Annotated in this window: 18 protein-coding genes; 5 read left to right on the top strand and 13 right to left on the bottom strand. The window is 47.5% G+C overall.

The window, feature by feature from the left end:
* The first annotated feature begins 52 nt into the window (after window positions 1-52).
* From GQF01_RS21570 to glsA, 3 genes are all read left to right on the top strand, one after another.
* Window positions 53-1,681, top strand: a complete 1,629-nt coding sequence (locus tag GQF01_RS21570) for an MDR family MFS transporter (protein ID WP_328803537.1) — start codon at window positions 53-55, stop codon at window positions 1,679-1,681.
* 132 nt (window positions 1,682-1,813) lie between these two features.
* The gene (locus tag GQF01_RS21565; protein ID WP_161408754.1) at window positions 1,814-2,734 is read left to right on the top strand and encodes an aldo/keto reductase; all 921 of its coding nucleotides are present in this window, start codon (window positions 1,814-1,816) and stop codon (window positions 2,732-2,734) included.
* A 24-nt stretch (window positions 2,735-2,758) separates the two neighbouring features.
* Entirely contained in the window at window positions 2,759-3,712 is a 954-nt protein-coding gene (glsA, locus tag GQF01_RS21560) for a glutaminase A (protein ID WP_161408753.1), read from the top strand.
* 141 nt (window positions 3,713-3,853) lie between these two features.
* Here the strand turns inward: glsA and GQF01_RS21555 are convergent, their stop codons facing one another.
* The 13 genes from GQF01_RS21555 to GQF01_RS21495 all read right to left on the bottom strand — a co-directional run bounded on the left by GQF01_RS21555 (window position 3,854) and on the right by GQF01_RS21495 (window position 16,367).
* On the bottom strand, window positions 3,854-4,039 hold the full coding sequence (locus GQF01_RS21555) for a hypothetical protein (protein WP_161408752.1): 186 nt from the start codon (window positions 4,037-4,039) through the stop codon (window positions 3,854-3,856).
* Window positions 4,040-4,065: 26 nt separating this feature from the next.
* Window positions 4,066-5,724 (bottom strand): copper resistance CopC/CopD family protein, encoded by a 1,659-nt coding sequence (locus GQF01_RS21550; RefSeq protein WP_161408751.1) that lies wholly within the window; start codon window positions 5,722-5,724, stop codon window positions 4,066-4,068.
* A gap of 12 nt (window positions 5,725-5,736) precedes the next feature.
* The gene (locus GQF01_RS21545; RefSeq protein WP_161408750.1) at window positions 5,737-6,141 is read right to left on the bottom strand and encodes a DUF2203 domain-containing protein; all 405 of its coding nucleotides are present in this window, start codon (window positions 6,139-6,141) and stop codon (window positions 5,737-5,739) included.
* Window positions 6,142-6,191: 50 nt separating this feature from the next.
* Complete coding sequence (gene nikR, locus GQF01_RS21540; protein WP_161408749.1) at window positions 6,192-6,647, bottom strand: nickel-responsive transcriptional regulator NikR; 456 nt, start codon at window positions 6,645-6,647, stop codon at window positions 6,192-6,194.
* 143 nt (window positions 6,648-6,790) lie between these two features.
* Window positions 6,791-8,542: a response regulator gene (locus GQF01_RS21535; protein ID WP_161408748.1), complete on the bottom strand. Its 1,752-nt coding sequence runs from the start codon at window positions 8,540-8,542 to the stop codon at window positions 6,791-6,793.
* A 51-nt stretch (window positions 8,543-8,593) separates the two neighbouring features.
* The gene (locus tag GQF01_RS21530; protein ID WP_161408747.1) at window positions 8,594-8,968 is read right to left on the bottom strand and encodes a response regulator; all 375 of its coding nucleotides are present in this window, start codon (window positions 8,966-8,968) and stop codon (window positions 8,594-8,596) included.
* A gap of 87 nt (window positions 8,969-9,055) precedes the next feature.
* Window positions 9,056-9,445, bottom strand: a complete 390-nt coding sequence (locus tag GQF01_RS21525; RefSeq protein ID WP_161408746.1) for a gamma-glutamylcyclotransferase family protein — start codon at window positions 9,443-9,445, stop codon at window positions 9,056-9,058.
* A gap of 155 nt (window positions 9,446-9,600) precedes the next feature.
* Window positions 9,601-9,888: a CD3324 family protein gene (locus GQF01_RS21520; RefSeq protein WP_127457334.1), complete on the bottom strand. Its 288-nt coding sequence runs from the start codon at window positions 9,886-9,888 to the stop codon at window positions 9,601-9,603.
* A 1,070-nt stretch (window positions 9,889-10,958) separates the two neighbouring features.
* Window positions 10,959-11,720 (bottom strand): LamB/YcsF family protein, encoded by a 762-nt coding sequence (locus tag GQF01_RS21515; RefSeq protein WP_161408745.1) that lies wholly within the window; start codon window positions 11,718-11,720, stop codon window positions 10,959-10,961.
* Window positions 11,721-12,053: 333 nt separating this feature from the next.
* Window positions 12,054-13,040 (bottom strand): 5-oxoprolinase subunit C family protein, encoded by a 987-nt coding sequence (locus GQF01_RS21510; RefSeq protein WP_161408744.1) that lies wholly within the window; start codon window positions 13,038-13,040, stop codon window positions 12,054-12,056.
* Window positions 13,030-13,818, bottom strand: coding sequence for a 5-oxoprolinase subunit PxpB (gene pxpB, locus GQF01_RS21505; RefSeq protein WP_161409881.1), 789 nt, complete (start codon window positions 13,816-13,818; stop codon window positions 13,030-13,032). The genes GQF01_RS21510 and pxpB overlap by 11 nt, the downstream gene beginning before the upstream one ends.
* On the bottom strand, window positions 13,815-14,576 hold the full coding sequence (locus tag GQF01_RS21500; RefSeq protein WP_161409880.1) for an alpha/beta hydrolase: 762 nt from the start codon (window positions 14,574-14,576) through the stop codon (window positions 13,815-13,817). Before GQF01_RS21500 ends, pxpB begins: the two co-directional genes overlap by 4 nt.
* Before the next feature lie 201 nt (window positions 14,577-14,777).
* Complete coding sequence (locus GQF01_RS21495) at window positions 14,778-16,367, bottom strand: bifunctional metallophosphatase/5'-nucleotidase (RefSeq protein ID WP_161409879.1); 1,590 nt, start codon at window positions 16,365-16,367, stop codon at window positions 14,778-14,780.
* A gap of 171 nt (window positions 16,368-16,538) precedes the next feature.
* On the opposite strand from GQF01_RS21495, the gene GQF01_RS21490 reads away from it, so the two are divergent.
* Window positions 16,539-17,531: a phosphate/phosphite/phosphonate ABC transporter substrate-binding protein gene (locus GQF01_RS21490; protein WP_161408743.1), complete on the top strand. Its 993-nt coding sequence runs from the start codon at window positions 16,539-16,541 to the stop codon at window positions 17,529-17,531.
* A gap of 209 nt (window positions 17,532-17,740) precedes the next feature.
* A complete protein-coding gene (locus GQF01_RS21485) occupies window positions 17,741-17,989 on the top strand; it encodes a hypothetical protein (RefSeq protein ID WP_161408742.1) in 249 nt (82 codons plus the stop codon).
* The last annotated feature ends 12 nt before the right edge of the window (window positions 17,990-18,001 follow it).

Below are 18,001 nucleotides of genomic sequence, written 5' to 3'. Positions count from 1 at the left end.
ATTCATTATTATTTAAAAGGAGTGAACTGTAGTGGAAACTATACAAAAAACGATTTCTGACGACAACCTTTCCGAGTCAGCAGCGCCACCGCTCAAAAATCGCGGCCTCCTGCTGACAGGACTTATTATTGCCATGCTATTCGGTGCTCTCGACGGTACGATTGTCGGGACGGCCATGCCACGTATCGTTGGTGAACTAGGCGGTCTTGCACTAATGGCTTGGCTGACAACAGCTTACATGCTGACTTCAACCGTCATTGTTCCAATCGCCGGTAAGCTTGCTGACTTAATGGGTCGCCGCGTTATTTATGTAACGGGTCTTATTATTTTCATCGGCGCCTCTGCGCTTTGTGGTATGGCCCAGAACATCACTGAGCTCATCTTGTTCCGCGGCTTGCAAGGTCTAGGCGGCGGTATTATGATGCCGATGGCCATGATTATTATCGGGGATTTGTTTACAGGTAAACAACGTGCCAAATGGCAAGGTGTATTCGGTGCGATTTTCGGTCTATCTTCTGTTGTCGGCCCCCAAATCGGTGGTTGGATCGTTGACGCTTTAGATTGGCGCTGGGTTTTCTACATCAACCTTCCCGTTGGTATCCTGGCTGTTGTCTTAATCGCAATTGCATTGCCGAAGCATAAAGCAGTCGGTAAAGTGAAATTCGACATCCCGGGCATTGCCACCATGGTTCTCGGTGTTGTTTCCTTGCTTCTAGCATTGACATTCGGCGGTAAGGATTATGCTTGGTTATCTTGGCAAATCATTGGTCTATTTGCAGTAGCCATTGTATCTTTGGTATCCTTCGTCATTATTGAAAGCAAAGCGCAAGAACCAATTCTTCCTGTTCGTTTGTTCAAAAATAGAACTTTTACAACTATTAACGGTGTAGGGTTCCTTATGGCTGTTGGTATGTTCGGTGCTATTATGTTCGTACCTCTCTTCATGCAAGGCATCGTTGGGATCAGCGCTTCCGCGTCCGGTACTGTAATGATGCCTCTTATGCTTACGATGATTGCTGCAAGCATAGTATCTGGTCAGTTTATTCATAAAATCGGTGTGCGTAAACAAATGTTAACCGGTATGATTATCATGGCCGTTGGTTTCTATTTCCTTAGCACGATGGGCGTAGACACCACAAAGCTGACAGCCTCTGCTTTTATGCTGATTCTGGGTCTTGGTATGGGTCTTGTTATGCCGATTCTGACCCTCGCCTTACAAGAAAGTTTCCCGAAATCTGAGCTTGGTGTCGTTACGTCTTCCAGCCAATTCTTCCGTCAAATCGGTGGTACGTTTGGTATGACGATCCTAGGCGCAATTATGAACCATAAATCATCGGTTCTGCTCGAGCAAGATTTAACACCTGTTGTTAAACAGCTGCCGGCAGAAGCAAGCCAGTTATCCAACCAGATGACAGATATGATTCACTCGAATCCGCAAGGCTTGTATTCATCTCTGCTAAGTCCTGAAACGATGGCGAAAATGCCGAAAGAATTTGTAGAGCACATGCTTCCTATTTTGAAAAATGCCCTTGTATCTTCCTTACATCAAGTATTCGTTATCGGGTTGGTATTCGTATTACTCGGGGCTGTTCTTACACTGTTTATCGGCAACATTAAAGTAAATAAATCGAAAAAGTCAAGCAAGGAGACTGAAAAAGACCTTTCCGCCGGACTCGCTTAATCGAACATTCATGCTCCCTCCTTCTTCGGAAGGCTGGGAGCTTTTTATGTAACTGTTTCCTGCATTTCTTTTGACATCAATCCATCAATAGCGTTTAATGAGGTTGGATACTATAAAAGGAGAGTGATTACCATGAAATATCGCAGACTTGGGAAAACAGACTTAAAAGTTTCTATCGTTGGTGTTGGAACCTGGCAATTCGGAGGAGAATGGGGACTTACGTACACACAAGCTGAAGCCGATGCTATTTTGGATCAAGCCGCTGATCTTGGCATTAACCTAATAGATACCGCGGAATGCTATGGTGACCATCTTTCTGAATCATTCATAGGTAATTATTTATCTAGACGCAATCGCGAGAATTGGGTTGTAGCAACGAAATTCGGCCACCATTTCCATGATTTATTTACCCGAACCGATGAATTTAACTCAGAGAGCGTCATCAAGCAGTTGGATGCTTCGCTCAAAGCTTTGCAAACGGATTACATAGATTTGTACCAATTCCACTCCGGACCAGATAGCGTATTCGACAACGATGACCTCTGGACAACCTTAGATAAACAAGTACAGGCAGGAAAGATCAGACATCTGGGAACTTCCATCGGAAGCAACGCCAACATCCATCAAACCGAAGCCTCTACGAAAGTAAATTCCAAAGCGATTCAAGTTGTCTATAATCGTTTGGATCGTGCACCAGAAGAGCTTGTATTCCCTTCCTGCGTGAGTCAGGATCTAGGCGTATTAGCACGGGTTCCTTTAGCAAGCGGCTATCTAAGCGGCAAGTATAAGCCTGGTGCGGTATTTAGCGATACCGATGTCCGTCATCGCCATGATGCTGAGAGCGTAAGACAAAAGCTGGAAGACGTGCAGCGCATTCAAAAAGAAGAAGTCCCAGAAGGCATGGATATGGCTAAATGGGCGCTCGCATGGTGCTTAAAACATGATGCTGTAACAAGCGTTATTCCAGGCTGCAAAAACCCTGAGCAAGTGATTGCTAACGCAAGTGCTACGGATCTTATCAGCGACAACCACCCACAAGCTTGGAAAGCCTAAGCAATAGGAAGGAATCACATCTAGATGAACTTGGACGAGCATACAACAACTTGGAAGCAGCTTAACGACCATTTGTCGGAGTGGGTTAGAGCTAGCAAAGTCCATACCGAAGATGGCCACGTTGCTTCCTACATTCCTGAACTTGCGAATGCTCCAGCTGATATATTGGGTATCTGCATCATGGATGCTGAGGGGAATACAGTTGCCGCCGGTGATACCGACTATCATTTTACGCTGCAAAGCATCTCCAAGGTTTTCACGCTCATTCTAGCTCTAATGGATAACGGCGAAGAAATGGTGTTCTCCAAGGTAGGCATGGAGCCGACGGGAGACGATTTCAACTCGATGCTGAAGCTTGAGCTGGTAGAGCCAGGTATCCCTTTTAACCCGCTTATCAATGCGGGAGCGATCGCCATCTCGTCCTTGATTGCAGGTAACACACCTGATGAACAAACGCAGCGAATTCTACAATTTTTTCGCGAGCTTGCAGATAATCCTGCCCTGGATATTAATCAGGATGTATTCAAATCGGAGTCGGATACCGCTCACCGAAATCGTTCGCTTGCCTACTTCCTGAAACATAACGGCGTTCTGGACCGCGAAGTTGACGACGTCCTGCAGGTCTATTTCAACCATTGTTCGATTCAAGTGAACTGCACAGATCTGGCCAGAATGGCGCTGGTTCTCGCCCACAACGGCGTCGATCCAATTCGCAATCAGCGACTGATTCCGCGGCGATTCGTGCAGATCGCGAAGACGTTCATGTTCACCTGCGGGATGTATAATGCCTCAGGCGAGTTCGCCATGAACGTAGGGCTTCCCGCCAAGAGCGGCGTGTCCGGCAGTATTCTAACGATGGTGCCTGGACGATACGGCATCGGTCTTGTCAGCCCTGCCCTAAACCGCAAAGGCAACAGCACCGCCGGTGTTCACCTCCTGGGGAAACTTTCGCAGGAGTTTGACTGGAGCTTATTTTAACAAGAAGAGATTGAGTTTCAAGAGTGGCTAGATGGACTGGAAAGCCTATCATTTGACCGCGCAGAAAAAGAAGCTATCCCAGAAGTCATCAAATGACCGAGGGAGAGCTTCTTTCTTTTGTTACTTCGTATATTAAACAGTCTATTGAATAGCTCGTTTGACGCGCTGCAACACTTCAATCAGTTCATCAATCTCATTTTCGTTCAGGCGAACCGTCACATAATTAGGTGATATTCCCCCGTCGTTGATCTCCAGCAAGGCCACCTCATCCTTGTCATCCAATTTAACAGACAATTGTTCTCTTTCGAGCATATTAATCCAAGCCATGACGGCACCTGCTTTCGGTCAATGTGTTAGTAGACGATGAATTCTTTCTTATAAACCGTTTCATTATCTTCTGAATCCATCACACGCATTTCCAGTTCCCAGTTCCCTCTGAATGGAAGGAAAGCCCCCTCCGCTCGATAGCTGAACTTGGCAAAGCCGTAGGACTCCTCATCCACCTTATCCTCGTATGCCGTTATCGGCACCGTGATCGGAGCGATCTCTTTGTCATCCACATAATGTAGAATCATCAGCACCTGCTTCGGTTTCCCTGAATTTTCAGGAAGGAATACTTTGGCCGTGAAGGAGTTGGTCCCTTGGATTTTGGGTGTAATATCCGCGGATACATGGACCTTATCTCCCATTTGATGCCACTGCAGCGGCTCGTTGGCTGGAATTGGCGCTACATAGGTAATGATGCCCACCAGCAGCACAATGATCACCATTAAGGTAAGATCGACCCTTACCCAGAGGAAGGACTGAACTGCTTTCTTCTTGCGCATCATGAGACGAATAACAATTGCCGTAAGCACGACAAGAATCACTGCGCCAACTTTCACTAGCAGCAAGATTCCCCATCCCGCGTATAGCAAATAATGCAAATTCGGTAGGAATAACAAAACAGATAAAGACCCGGATATCGCGAGCACGACGATGGAAATCAGAGCCATATTCGAAAATTGTCGCATGTACGTGGCAATGTCACTATTCTTCTGACGCCACTTCGCGTAGAGAAGCACTAAGCCGCCCACCCACATGGCTGCGCCCACCAAATGAATCCAATCGAGCCCGATCGTCGCCCAAACAGGTGAAAAGGATGCTGCATGACCGCTAAAGCTTTTGGCCGCCAGCAAGCCTAATGGCCATATCCAGTCTAACCATGCCCATCGGCCGATAAGAACGAACCCAAGGAAGGATAAAGCGAGCAGAATCAGCCAGGATATCCCGATATTCGTTGCACTAAAAAGCTTCGCAATTTCTTCCACACCGCCGCCGCCTAATAAATCCTCGATATGAGTAAATATTAGCAGCAGGAGTGCAACGAGTTGAGCACGCTGCAAATTCAGCGTCCATGAAGATAAGGTTTTTCTTGTTTCTTTGCCGCCATCTGCACCTAGCATCCTTAACCATATGACCCATCCGGTCAACGCGAGCACCATCAGATACCACAGACCGCGAGACGCATACTGAAGGAGAACCTTCGTCGTCAGCGGACCTGAGCCGTGCTCGTGATTAGCATGGGCTGATGGAAGATCCAGTGTATCTTCTTGCGGCGGATTTCCGATCGTCAGAGGATAGCTTCCGCCAACAGGGTGGCCGTCAGCTGAAATGACATGATAGCTAATTAAATAAACGCCCTCGTTCAGCTTAGGCAGATCAAGGAGCACGCCTGTTTGCTCTTTGTTCAAATAAGCTTTATTACTGGTCATTTCGTCGCCGTCATGATTAAACACCTTGATATAAAAGAGCCCAGCATCTAAGGGTTCATTGAAGGTAATGGCAATCTGAGGCGGAGAGCTTTCCAGCTTAGCGCCTGATTCCGGAATTGCCTGTACTAGGGATGCATGCGCATAGGCAGCTTGCGGGGCGACGACGAATGAGCTTAAGAGCATCATAGATAATATACACAAAAAAACAGCAGGCAAGAACCAAAACCGCTGACGAACATGTTGTTTCTGTTTATACATAGATAAGTCCCTCTAATCCATTATAGGTCTACGTCCGGCAAAACCATCTTCTTTGCCGTGGTAATAACGGATCTTGTCCTCTCCCTGTTTCCAACAAAGCAAAACTTCCTGCCCCCCGAACATAGACGGAAAATCCACAAGACCTGTTTCTATATATTTAAGCTCGATGCCCGTTTGCTGAAAATGCTGAATCAGCCCGCGTGCTTCGATTTGCATAAATTCAAGTTCTGCTTCCTGCATAAAAAATGGATCCTTTTCCGCGCCGGGTTTCTCAGCCAACTCATTTTTCTTCCTGCGAAGCTCTGTGTATTTCTCCTCAAAAGCTCGCTTCAGAATTTGCATTTTCTTTAATTCCTGATCAACAAACGGAAGCATTTCATTCGCTTCTTCCAAGCTAAAATATTTTTTATCAGACATCTCGCACCTCCATGCCTAATTTTAACAAAAAAAGAGCACAACTTCGAATTCTACGCATGAACATGCGAATGCTCGTGTGAGGATCCATGCTCATCCACATGAGTCACCGATAACTCGGCATATCCGACACCTCTGAGTACTTGAATCCGCTGCTGCAGTTCTCTCAGCTTCTGTACCTTGCCCCTAACAACTACGATTTCCAAGCACTGATGATGATTTAAATGAATATGCATCGTTGAAATAATGGCATGGTGGTATTCATGCTGCAGTTCCATCAATGTCATGGGCAGATCGCTAATATCATGGTCGTATACCATCACAATGGTGCCTGCTACTGTTTCGTCCAACTGCATGCTGCTGGAAGTTAACAGCGCTTTGCGTGTGAGATCCCGGATCGCTTCCGAGCGGTTGCTATAGCCCTGGACGGCAATAAGCCGATCATATTGCTCAATTAATGACTGCGGCATAGAGATGCCAAAACGTACAAGCGTTTCTTTCTCCGACATGGAATCACGCTCCTTTCTAACTGACTGTCCTCTACCCTTACTCTACCAGAAAGTAGGGGTGTCGCAAAATGTGTTGCCTCTTTTTTATGCGAAAATGGTAAGAAACAGCAAAAGAGAGCGGACATAAGCCCAGCTCCCTTACCTTAGATAAAGTTCATGAGTTTCTTCACACGTACTTCCAGTTCAACGAGTGAGAAAGGCTTCGTCATATAGTCATCAGCGCCCATCTGATAGCCTTTGAGCATATCATCTTCCTTTTTCTTGCCTGAAAGCATAAGTACCTTCATGTTGGCATTCGCCGACCGCTCATCCTTCTTAATCTGATCCAACAAGGAAAACCCGTCCAATCTAGGCATCATGCCATCCAGAATGCACGCATGATAGCTTTTTTCCTGCAGCAAGCTAAGCGCCTCTTCACCATCGGAAGCATGTGTAATGACAATTGGCAAATGCTCCAAATGAGAAGTTAGTATCGCTCTTAAGATCGGATCATCGTCAACGATTAGCAAATTTCTCTTCTCGGGCAGAGGCAGCGCTGCCGATTTGCTTGGATCGGTTTCTTTCTCTGCTGAGGCGCATAATACGCGGTTCCGGCCTTGCTGTTTGGCTTGATACATCGCTTCATCCGCTTTAGCAAGCCACTCCTCCACGGATAACCCTTGCTGCCACTCGGCAACTCCTGCGGAGAACGTGATAGAGAAAGGTTTACCCTCATATTGAGCTACTGGATTAGATCTAATGATATGCAGGATGTTCTGCATCGTTGAATGAGCTTGCTCCAAGGAGGTATTCGGCAGGGCAATCACGAACTCTTCCCCGCCAAAACGAGCCAGTAAATCCGTTGAGCGCAAATTGGTTTGCAGAAGATGTGCCAAGCCTTGCAGCACCAAATCTCCCACGTGGTGGCCATACGTATCATTGACTCTTTTGAAATAATCAATATCGATAAAAACAAGCGATATCGGCGCCGGATACCGTTCAATCCGCTGCAGCTCCATGCCAATCTGAAGATCGAAATATCGCCGATTAAACACGCCGGTAAGCGGATCACGGAAGGCCAGCTGCTCGAAATTTTTCGTCCTTTTGAGCAAACCATAGATCCTAGCGGCTAATTCTTCATACTGAAAAGGCTTGGTCACATAATCATCAGCTCCCAGATGGAAGCAACGAACTTTATCGTTCAAATCGTTGCGTCCTGACAACACAATGAGAGGCAGCCATTTCAACGTTGGATCTTCTTTGAGAAATTCGAACAGCTCGTACCCCGATTGCGGATGCATCATGAGATCAAGCGTCACGAGATCGTAGGTGTGCGTACGCAGTAGTTTAATAGCGGACTCCACATCGGAGGCCTCATCGACAATACAATCATCAAGTTGAAGACGCCGGGTCAAATACGAACGCAGCACTTCGTCATCATCGACAAGCAGCAACCGACTCTTCAACGTTCGAAGCATCGAGCCTCCCGTAGGATCCTTCTGCTCGTCCATTTGGATCTCTGTTAATCCGATATCGTATTCCATATTGAGATCGCGAAGGAGTTTGAAGCTGCGCTCTGCATGTTCTTGAACTGGGTTCGTCGATGCGAGGATCTGCTCCTGCCCCTGATCAATGGCTTGCGTCCATTCCCATAGGCGCACTAACTCTTCCGCTAGCCTGCCAATTCTGTCATATCCAAAAATCGGCGCACTGCCCTTCAGTGTATGGATAATGCGATAGAACCGATGCAAGTCCTCGACTGCCGGAACAGCACGTAGGGAATTCAGCAGAGCATCCAGCTCCTTCAGCTGCTTCTCAAACTCACGAATGAACAGTTTTCTGCCTTGTCTTAGAATCCTTGCATCTTTATCCGATTCTGACCTGGAGCTCTGTGGCTCTAGATTCGTATGATTCATGAAGGACAATCACCCTTTTTACAAATAAAATTAATCTCTATTGAAATCGAATCAACTCTCTAATAAGTGTCCGACTGTATCTAGTAGTTGAAGCGGGCTGAAAGGTTTGACAATATAGGTGGTAACGCCGGCCGCTTTGGCCTTCTCTTTATCTTTATCCAAGGCTTTAGCCGTTAAAAGAATAACAGGCAGCTCCCGGTTTGCGCTATCGCTCTGACGGAGCCACTCGCATACCTCAACTCCCGTACGTTCTGGCATCATATAATCAAGAATAACCAGATCAAACGATTCCTTCTGAAGCTGTTCAATGGCTTGCTGACCGTCTTCCACTTCCGTGATTTGATACCCTTCATCTGATAACGTTTCTGTAAGCAGAAAGCGGAGCGCAAGCTCGTCGTCAGCCAGCAATATTTTATAAACAGGCATAGTGGTCTCCTCTATTAAAATATGACTTTAATTATAACATCATGCTCATAGGCAAGATAGGAATTTGTCGAAAAAAGTCAAAAACTATTATTTGCTTCGCGCAGCGTCATATTCTTTCCATGATGAGCCATCAATTGCTTTAAGCCCCGCCACAGAGGGGTAAACGTAAACCCAACCTTCACGCTGCCCGTCCACATCTCGGATCCAAACGCGGTCATATTCATTATTGGAGGCGCCAGGGCCATAATAACCTTCCAGAACATCCATCGCTTGCAAACCATCCTCTGTCACTTCCAACCATTCTCCAACAACGTGCTGCTCTGCATTGCCTTCCGTTAGCAAGAGCGCAGGGTAAGGTCCAACGTCAAATAAACGCCCATTGATCGTGCCTGATTGCACTGATTGCACATAAGGAGCAGCTACGAAGTGGTTCCCCTCTCCGACAAGCAGTGTGCCGTAAACGAATACAGATATCATGAAAACCCCTCCTGTCGAATTATGTAAATGCAATGTTCATTTTTAATTCGCTAACCATCTCCCTGATCCCTTTTCGAAACATCCAACCTTTTACATTCCCATGGTGGGATGTATGAAGAAAAGAAAAAAAGCAACATCCTCAATGGATGCTGCTTCTATGCTTGATTTGCTGTTAATTCGCGCGTTTTCACAATAATTTTGCGGATGCTGTCTTCCGATAAATGAAAGACCTTGATTAACTCCATTACTGTGGAGCCTGTTTGGTACAACCGGAAAATTTCTTGATTTCGACGCTCGATGATAATGCGTGTTCCGTTATTTTCTCCCCATCCAGCGCGTTTCTGTTCTTTCTTAGGGATATATACGATTTCACCTTGGATATATTCTTGTAATTGTTTTAATAGGTTAGGGGGAAGAACGTCTTTCCCGTTCTTGTAACTCATGGATGAAAACCTCCTCAAATTGTCGCAAAGATTGAACTTTGTTTGGATTTGCAGAGAGTAATCTCATCGCCCCTAAACCTCATACCATTCTTATCAAAATGGAATAAAAAAAACACGACCATAATCGTGCCTGTCGGTTGTATATGCAATTATACAAATTCAGGTGAACGGTTATTCCACGAATGATATTCAGTTAGGAGACGATTACCTCTGCGGCGGCCGCAACATTCATCGCTACTGTCATTGTCATTGTGTTCATTAAAAAGCACTCCTTTCACCTAATAGTGGAATTTTGGGGAAAACGGGTTTGGAGAGCAAAATCTCTCCTGTCTTGCCTGTGTGTTCACTTCGTGTTCACAATTCTCATTATATGTAAAAAGCTTCTCGCTGTCTACTCGTAAGTTAAGAATATGCGGGAGCCTAGAAGGCTCCCGGTTGTAACGATGACCTCTGCTTACGCAGAGATCACCTCCGCTTTTGTTGTAATCACCTTGATCACTCCTTTCCGAAGTTATTAGCTGGCCGGCTACTTCTCTATTTACTCATAATGGTTGCCCATTCTCAAGTGAAAGAATCGTTATAAGGATTCTTTCCTAGGTTTGAGTTATGGAAGGAGCTGGGATTGATGTCGCTAACGGACTCGGTAGCCGCTAATTTGGTTTTTTAGCAGCAAGCGTGGGGAGTAACGGACTGTATGGTCGTTATCTGTTGATTTCAGGGAGGAAAGGGGACTTTTCGGACAGATAGCTGCATCTGGGTCCGTTACATCCCGTTTCCATCCTAAAAGGGGCAGATAGGGGCATCTCTGTCCGTTAGGATGTGTGTTGTGGGCTGTGGGCAGGGTAATAGCAGCGTCAAAGGAAGAGGCAAGGAAAGGGCAGGGCAAGGGCAAGGGCAAGGGCAACTGCAACTGCTACGGCTACGGCAAGTGCAACAGCAAGGGCAAGGGCAATAGCAAGAGCAACAGCTACGGCTGCAGGCACGGCTACAGCAGGTGCAATTGCAACGGCAAGGCTAAGGGCACGGCTACAGCAGGTGCAATTGCAACGGCAAGGCTAAGGGCACTGGGGTTACTGCCCCAGCGCCCTTACCGCGATGCCGCTGCGGTCCAGCAGCGCGCGGATATCGCGCGCAAACTCCACGGCGTGAGCATCGTCGCCGTGGATACAGATCGTGTCCGCGCGCATGCTAAGGTCCTCTCCCTCCTGGGAGAGGACCTTCCCCTCGCGGACGAGGCGCACGACCTGCGCCGCTGCATCCGCGGCGCTCTCCAGCAGCGCCCCGGGCTGATCCCGGGGCGTCAGCGTGCCGTCCCGCCGGTAGGTGCGGTCCGCGAAAGCTTCGCTCGCGGTCCGCAGCCCCGCGGCGGCGCCCTCCCGCAGCAGCTCGCTGCCGGGCGGGCCTAACAGCGTCAGCTCCGCGCTGACGCTGAGCGTCGCAGCCGCAATGGCGGCGGCGAGATCATGGCGCTTCGACGCCATGTGATAGAGCGCGCCATGCGGCTTGACGTGCTGCAGGCGTCCGCCTTCGGCGTGGACGAACGCCTGCAGGGCCCCGAGCTGATACAACGTCAGCTCGTAAGCCTCGGCCGGCGTGATGGCGATCTCGCGCCGGCCGAAGCCCTGCAGATCGGGGAGGCCCGGATGGGCCCCGATCGCGACGCCTTTGCGCAGGCACAGCTGCACAGTGCTGCGCATGGTGGCTGGATCGCCTGCATGGAACCCGCAGGCGATGTTGGCGGAGCTGACGAAGTCGAGCAGCTCCTCGTCGCGCCCGAGGCGATAAGCGCCGAAGCCTTCGCCCATATCACAATTCAAATCTATACGCAGCATGTTCACTCTCCCATCACCTTCCGTAACTCCAATTGTCTTTTAATGCTCTTTGGTCGTTGCTCGTTGCTCTTTACTCGTCGCTCTTTACTCTTTACTCTTTACTCTTCACTCTTCACTCTTCACTCTTCACTCTTTACTCGTTACTCGTTACTCGTTACTCTTTACTCTTTACTCTTTACTCGTTACTCGTTACTCTTTACTCTTTACTCTTTACTCTTTACTCTTTACTCTTTACTCTTTACTCTTTACTCGTTACTAGTTACTCGTTACTCTTTACTCTTCACTCATTACTCTTTACTCCTGATCCCCGCTCCCGTCTCTCACCCCAACCAATCATCCACGATCCCTAAACCAAGCCTGCACGCCAGCTTCCAACAACCGCATATCCATAGCCTGCAGCAAAAGCTGCTCCTGAGCCTCCCGAAGGCTAACCTCACGGAAACGCAGCTTACCCCCAGGCTTCACTTGAGCGATAAGCGGCAGATGAGCCGTAATGACATGGGCAATTCGCGGATAACCACCTGTTGTTTGGCAATCAGCAAGCAAAAGAATCGGCTGACCGCTCGGCGGCACCTGAATCGTCCCTGGGACGACGGCTTCCGAGATCATCTCATGGGAGTTACCGCGTTTCAACGAGATCGGTTTTCCTTCCAGTCGATATCCCATCCGGTCCGATTGTGGTGTGACTGTGAAGCTTCGAGTCAGGAATTTCGCTTTGTCCGATTTCGCAAAATGGTCAGCTTCCTTCCCCCAAACAATACCCACAACTGGGTTATCTTCGTAATTCGGGCGAATAAACGGAGTAACAGCACCTGAAAGAGACAGATTGCCAATGTTCGCTGCTGCTTTCCTGGCGTTGCCCAGCTTCAGTTCATCACCTGCGTGAAGCGCTCTGCCTTCATAACCGCCTATTCCTGCTCGCAGATAAGTGCTCGTGCTGCCCATGCTGACATTTGCCGCAAAACCCCCATGTACAGCTAAATAAGCTCTACAACCCTTCACCGCATAACGGAAGTTCAGCTGTTCTCCTTTGTGAATGAGAAAAGATCGCCATAATGGCACTCTCCTCCCCTCTACATCCGCCTCCAAATCAGCTCCACACAGGGCTATCAGCATATCCAGCTGTGCAACCATACTCGGTCCGTTCAGCGCTATTTCTAATACAGCAGCGTCTTCTGTATTTCCTACAAGAACGTTAGCAGCTTGGTGGGCAAAAAAGTCCATGGGACCCGAGGCAATCACGCCATATTTGCGGTATCCATAGCGTCCTTGATCCTGCAGGATCGATAACATGCCCGGCTTGATGATTTTAAAGCCCATATCCCTGATTCCTTTCAGCGCTAAAATGGAACTGCTCCGGTGTGATGGCGATGAATTTCACCCGATCTCCTACCCGCAATAAGGACGGAGGAGCGGATTCCGGCTGAAATAAAGCAAGCGGCGTCCGCCCAATTAAATTCCACCCACCTGGCGTTTCAAACGGGTAGATACCGGTTTGTGCGCCCCCAATGCCTACTGATCCGGCTGGAATACGGGGCCGAGGCACCGCTTTCCTTGGTGTATTCAGCTGCTTATCCATTCCGCCTAAATACGGGAAACCAGGCGCAAAACCAATCATATATACCGGATAGACTAGTGCCGTATGCCGAGCAATAATTTCTTCCTCCGTCACACTGTGATAAGCCGCAACTGCCGCGAGATCAGGACCGAACTCCCCACCGTAACAAACGGGGATTTCTATACATTCTTCGTTCTGAGAAGACTGTTTCTCATTCCCCATTTCAAACCCGTCCAAGCACCGCTGAATATGTTGAAGAACTTTGTCGCAAGGAAGCAAATAGTTCTCTCCAGCAGGATGCTCATGTTTACGATGGACCTCCGCGTCCGAAAAATGTTCATAAACCGCGACGGGATCATAATAAATCGTGATTGTCGTATAAGCGGACACCAATTCGATAAAGCCTGCGAAAGGATATTTCTCCAGATAGGCTGTTACTTGCCTTACCAGATCAAGGGTGGACAGGTCGATGCTCGTGCCTAGTGTAAGTACGATGGCCGAATCTCCAAGGTGATGCCATTCGTAATGGAGCTTCGTCATGCAAACTTCTGCTTCTTCAGCCAATTTGCGCAAAGTTCTGGCCATATATAGGCTTCGTCGTGATCACTTGCCATTCCAATACCATGCCGTCCACTCTCAAATACGTGCAGATCGTAAGGCACTTTATGACGGCTGAGCGCTGCAGCAAAAAGCAAGCTGTTCTCTACAGGAACGGCAGCATCGTCTGCGGTATGCCAGAGGAAAGTCGGCGGTGTATCGGACGACACTTGTTTCTCTGTGGATAACAAGCTGACCAGCTTCTCATCTGGTGCCTCGCCTAACAAATTACGTTTGGAACCCATATGTCCATACTCGTACAGAGATATAACTGGATAACAGAGAATTAAAGCATCCGGACGGCTGCTTTGTCGCTCGACAGGATCTGCTGCATCTTGGTTCCCGGCATCGAATAGTGTGCCCGCTGAGGAAGCCAGATGTCCGCCTGCAGAGAAACCAAGAATGCCTAGCCGATTGGGATCAATGCCCCATTGCTCGGCATGATGTCTTACCGTTCGAATCGCTCTTTGGGCATCTTGGAGCGGAATGGGATGTTCATATGGAGCTACCCGATAGTTTAAAACAAAGGCTGAAATCCCTAGTCCATTGAGCCATTCTGCGACGGGCTCGCCTTCATGGGGCGCGCGCCTGCCGTAGCCGCCTCCGGGACATACGATAACGGCAGAGCTCAAGCCTTCGTTTGCTACAGGATACAAGGTCAAGCTCGGACATCCTTGGTTTTCCTCACCGATGCTATCCATGGATGCTCCGGGCCATAATTCAATTGTGGTTGCGGTGTTCACTCAAGAACCCTCCTTCATTTATGTGCTAAGCTAATCATATCGAATCCACCCCTAGTTCGCATAGGTAGGATTTTACAATAAAATAAAAAAGTGGATCGACTCTTATGTGAAAAAAGACAAAAGGCGGTGCAGGATGATCCCTGCACCGCCTTCCACTTGTCATTTGCGCTCCAAATCCCAAATGACTTCCCAATTCTCATTCACGCTAGCTTCAATCGTGCCTCGCTCCATAATATATCCGGCAAGCAGCTCCGCGACATCCGTAGGAATATCCTTGATGACCGGTTTATCCTGGAACATGGCGTAATTGCCTCCGCCCGCTGCCCTGTAATTATTCATCACTACGTCGTAAGATGCGTCAAGATCCAGCGGCTTCCCGTCATAATCCAACTGTACAACTCGCTCGCCAATTGGACGGGAGATGTTCAACTTATACGTAATGCCTTCCCACATATCATAGTTGTAATGCTGTGGCTTCGGCTCTCTAAATTTGCTGCTAACCTGAACTTCGCCACCGGACGTCAACTCAAAATATTCCGCTGACTGTTCCAAGGCATCCTTGATGTCTTGCCCCGAAATTCGAATCACTTTCAACGTGTTCGGATAAATATAGTTGGATACGATGTCTCTCATCGTAATATCGGAAGGAAAGCCTGGCGATACGTTATCAAACAAAGCCGTATTCGAAATGGGCGCTCCAGATAGCTCCATCTGTACCCGATTGATGAATTCGATCAGCGCACTGTCTTTTAGGCGAGTCTGCATCGGATCTTTCACCAGCATATCTCCTGTAAGCTTGCCGATAGGTTGATCCAGCCACTTTTGGGTTTTCGCTTCATGTTCACTAACAAGCTCTATCAGCTGCTTATCAGCTTCCACTCCTGTTACCGAGAGCAGCTCTGATGTCTTGTTGTCGATTCGCCACTTACCATCAATCATTGAAAGCTCCAGCTTCACTTTCCCAAGCGTAACGCCAGCTGTTCCTGGTTGAACAACGATGACGCCGTTGACTGCTTGCCCTGCAATGCTCCGGTGCTGGTGCCCTGTCAGGAGCACATCCACCCCTTCGACTTCCATACAAAGCTGATAGCCCTGATTTTCACCTGTCAACGGTTCTGTCGGCTCCCCTGTCTCCAGATGTCTTTCGAAGCCGCCATGATAGGAGATCACAACGACGTCTACTTGCTCTACTTCCTTAAGCACTTTTACCCACTTGTGAGCGGCTTGTACAGCATCTACAAACTGTAAACCTGCGATATGTGCAGGATTTTCCCAATTCGGAATATAGGGCGTCGTCAGTCCCAAAATACCGATGCGAACACCCTCAGGAAGTTCCTTGACGATGTAAGGCTTCCCTAAGAATGGCTCTCCGCTTTCTCCGTCAACAATGCTTGCACACAACCACGGGAACTCGGATTCTTCGACCGCTTTACCGAGCACATCAAGACCATAATTAAACTCATGATTCCCGATGACAGCAGCATCATAGCCGATATAGTTGAGTCCAAGCACCATCGGGTCCATTGGTTCATTATCCAATCTAGCGTGATGGTAGGCGAGCGGAGTGCCTTGGATAAGATCCCCGTTGTCAATTACAATCACATTGGATTCTTTTTTCCGTTCCTCTGCAACCAATGCCGCTATTTTGGCTAAGCCTACTTCATTGGGCCTATTATTCGCGTAATGCAAAGGCAGCATATTGCCATGTAAATCGCTCGTTTCCAGTATGGTTACTGTGCTTTTCTGCACCTTACCAGGTTGAGTCAAATTCCCCACTCCACAACTTTTTATTTTGTAAAAACGTACATAACTATTGGCAGTTTAACAAATACTTCACACTATCTTCCATATCCTTTATGATAATGTTATATTACCCCTTAGATAAATAGCAAATAAAATTAAACGGAGGTCAAAAAAAGAATGAAAAAATTAACAGTTATTACACTTTCTATGATGGTCGTTGCAACAGGTCTACTTGCTGGTTGCGCAAAAAAAGAAACACCAGCTCCATCAGCTTCAGCTGGTGCAGCAGCAACAGCTTCTCCTTCAGCAGCAGCTTCAGCTAGTCCAGCAGCTGCAACAGGCTTTGTTCCAAAAGAGCTTAAAGTTCAATTCGTTCCTTCCCAAAATGCTGAGACGCTTGAAGCGAAAGCAAAACCTCTTGAAAAACTTCTCGGGGACAAGCTGGGTATCCCAGTTAAAGTTTCCGTTTCAACTGACTATAACGTAGTAATCGAAGCCATGGCTTCCAAACAAGTTGATGTTGGCTTCTTGCCACCAAGCAACTATGTCGTCGCCCATGATAACCGTAAAGCGGCTGATCTGCTTGCTCAAGCAACACGTTTCGGCGTTGACGATGCAACAGGCCAACCAACCAAAGATCTCGTGAATTTCTATAAATCCGAAATCCTTGTTAAAGCAGATTCCCCGATCAAGTCCGTTGCTGATTTGAAAGGCAAGAAAATGGGCTGGCAAGGTGTTACATCCGCGGCTGGTTATGTTTACCCAGGATTGTTGCTGAAAAAAGCTGGCGTTGATCCAGTGAAAGACGTAACAGGCGTACAATTCCAAGGGCATGACAAAGCGGTTATCGCGCTTCTTAACGGTCAAGTTGATGCTGTTGGCGTATTCCAAGATATTCGTACGAACATGATCAAAGATTACCCAGACATTTTCAAACAAACAAAAGTTCTTGCTTTCTCCGATAAAATCCCTAACGACACAATCGCTGTTCGCTCCGATATGGATGCAGCATGGAAAAAGAAAATCCAAGACGCTTTCCTAGCACTTGGTAATGACCCAGAAGGTCAAAAAATTATCTTTGATGTATACACACACAAAGGTTATGTTGTAGCTAAAGATGAAGATTTCAACATCGTTCGTGATGCGAACAAAGAAATGGGCTTGAAATAAGTCTTTTGCAAATGAAAGAGGCTCTCCCGAAAGTCATTAAATTGACCCAGGGACAGCCTCTTTTTTGAACTTTTGCAACCTTTTTTTCAATTCTACGCCTATCTGCTCTTGCATACTATGGATGTGGCGCGTCTGGTAAATATTTTTTTACTTTTGCATGACAAACGTTTACCTGGACATGTCATATATCATAGTGGGGTGAAAATGGAATGTTCGAAAAGCTAATAAGCAGCAAAAATGAAGTCTCCATCCGGTGCGGCAATGACGAGATTAGAGGAGTTATTACGAATTACTATTCAGCCTTCCAACTTTTGAAAATAAGCAATATCATGATTCCTCTAGAGTTAATCGAACAGATTGAAGTCTTGGAGCCGAAAAGCAGCTCAACAGCATTATCAAAAATTAGCCGCGGTTCACTTCGTTTAGTTACCCGTGAGAGACTTTCAAATCAAGTGTAATAGACATACATA

The sequence above is a fragment of the Paenibacillus silvestris genome (assembly GCF_009882985.1).
In the GTDB taxonomy this organism is placed as follows: Bacteria; Bacillota; Bacilli; order Paenibacillales; family NBRC-103111; genus Paenibacillus_E; species Paenibacillus_E silvestris.
This window is presented reverse-complemented; position numbering and strand designations above follow the sequence as displayed.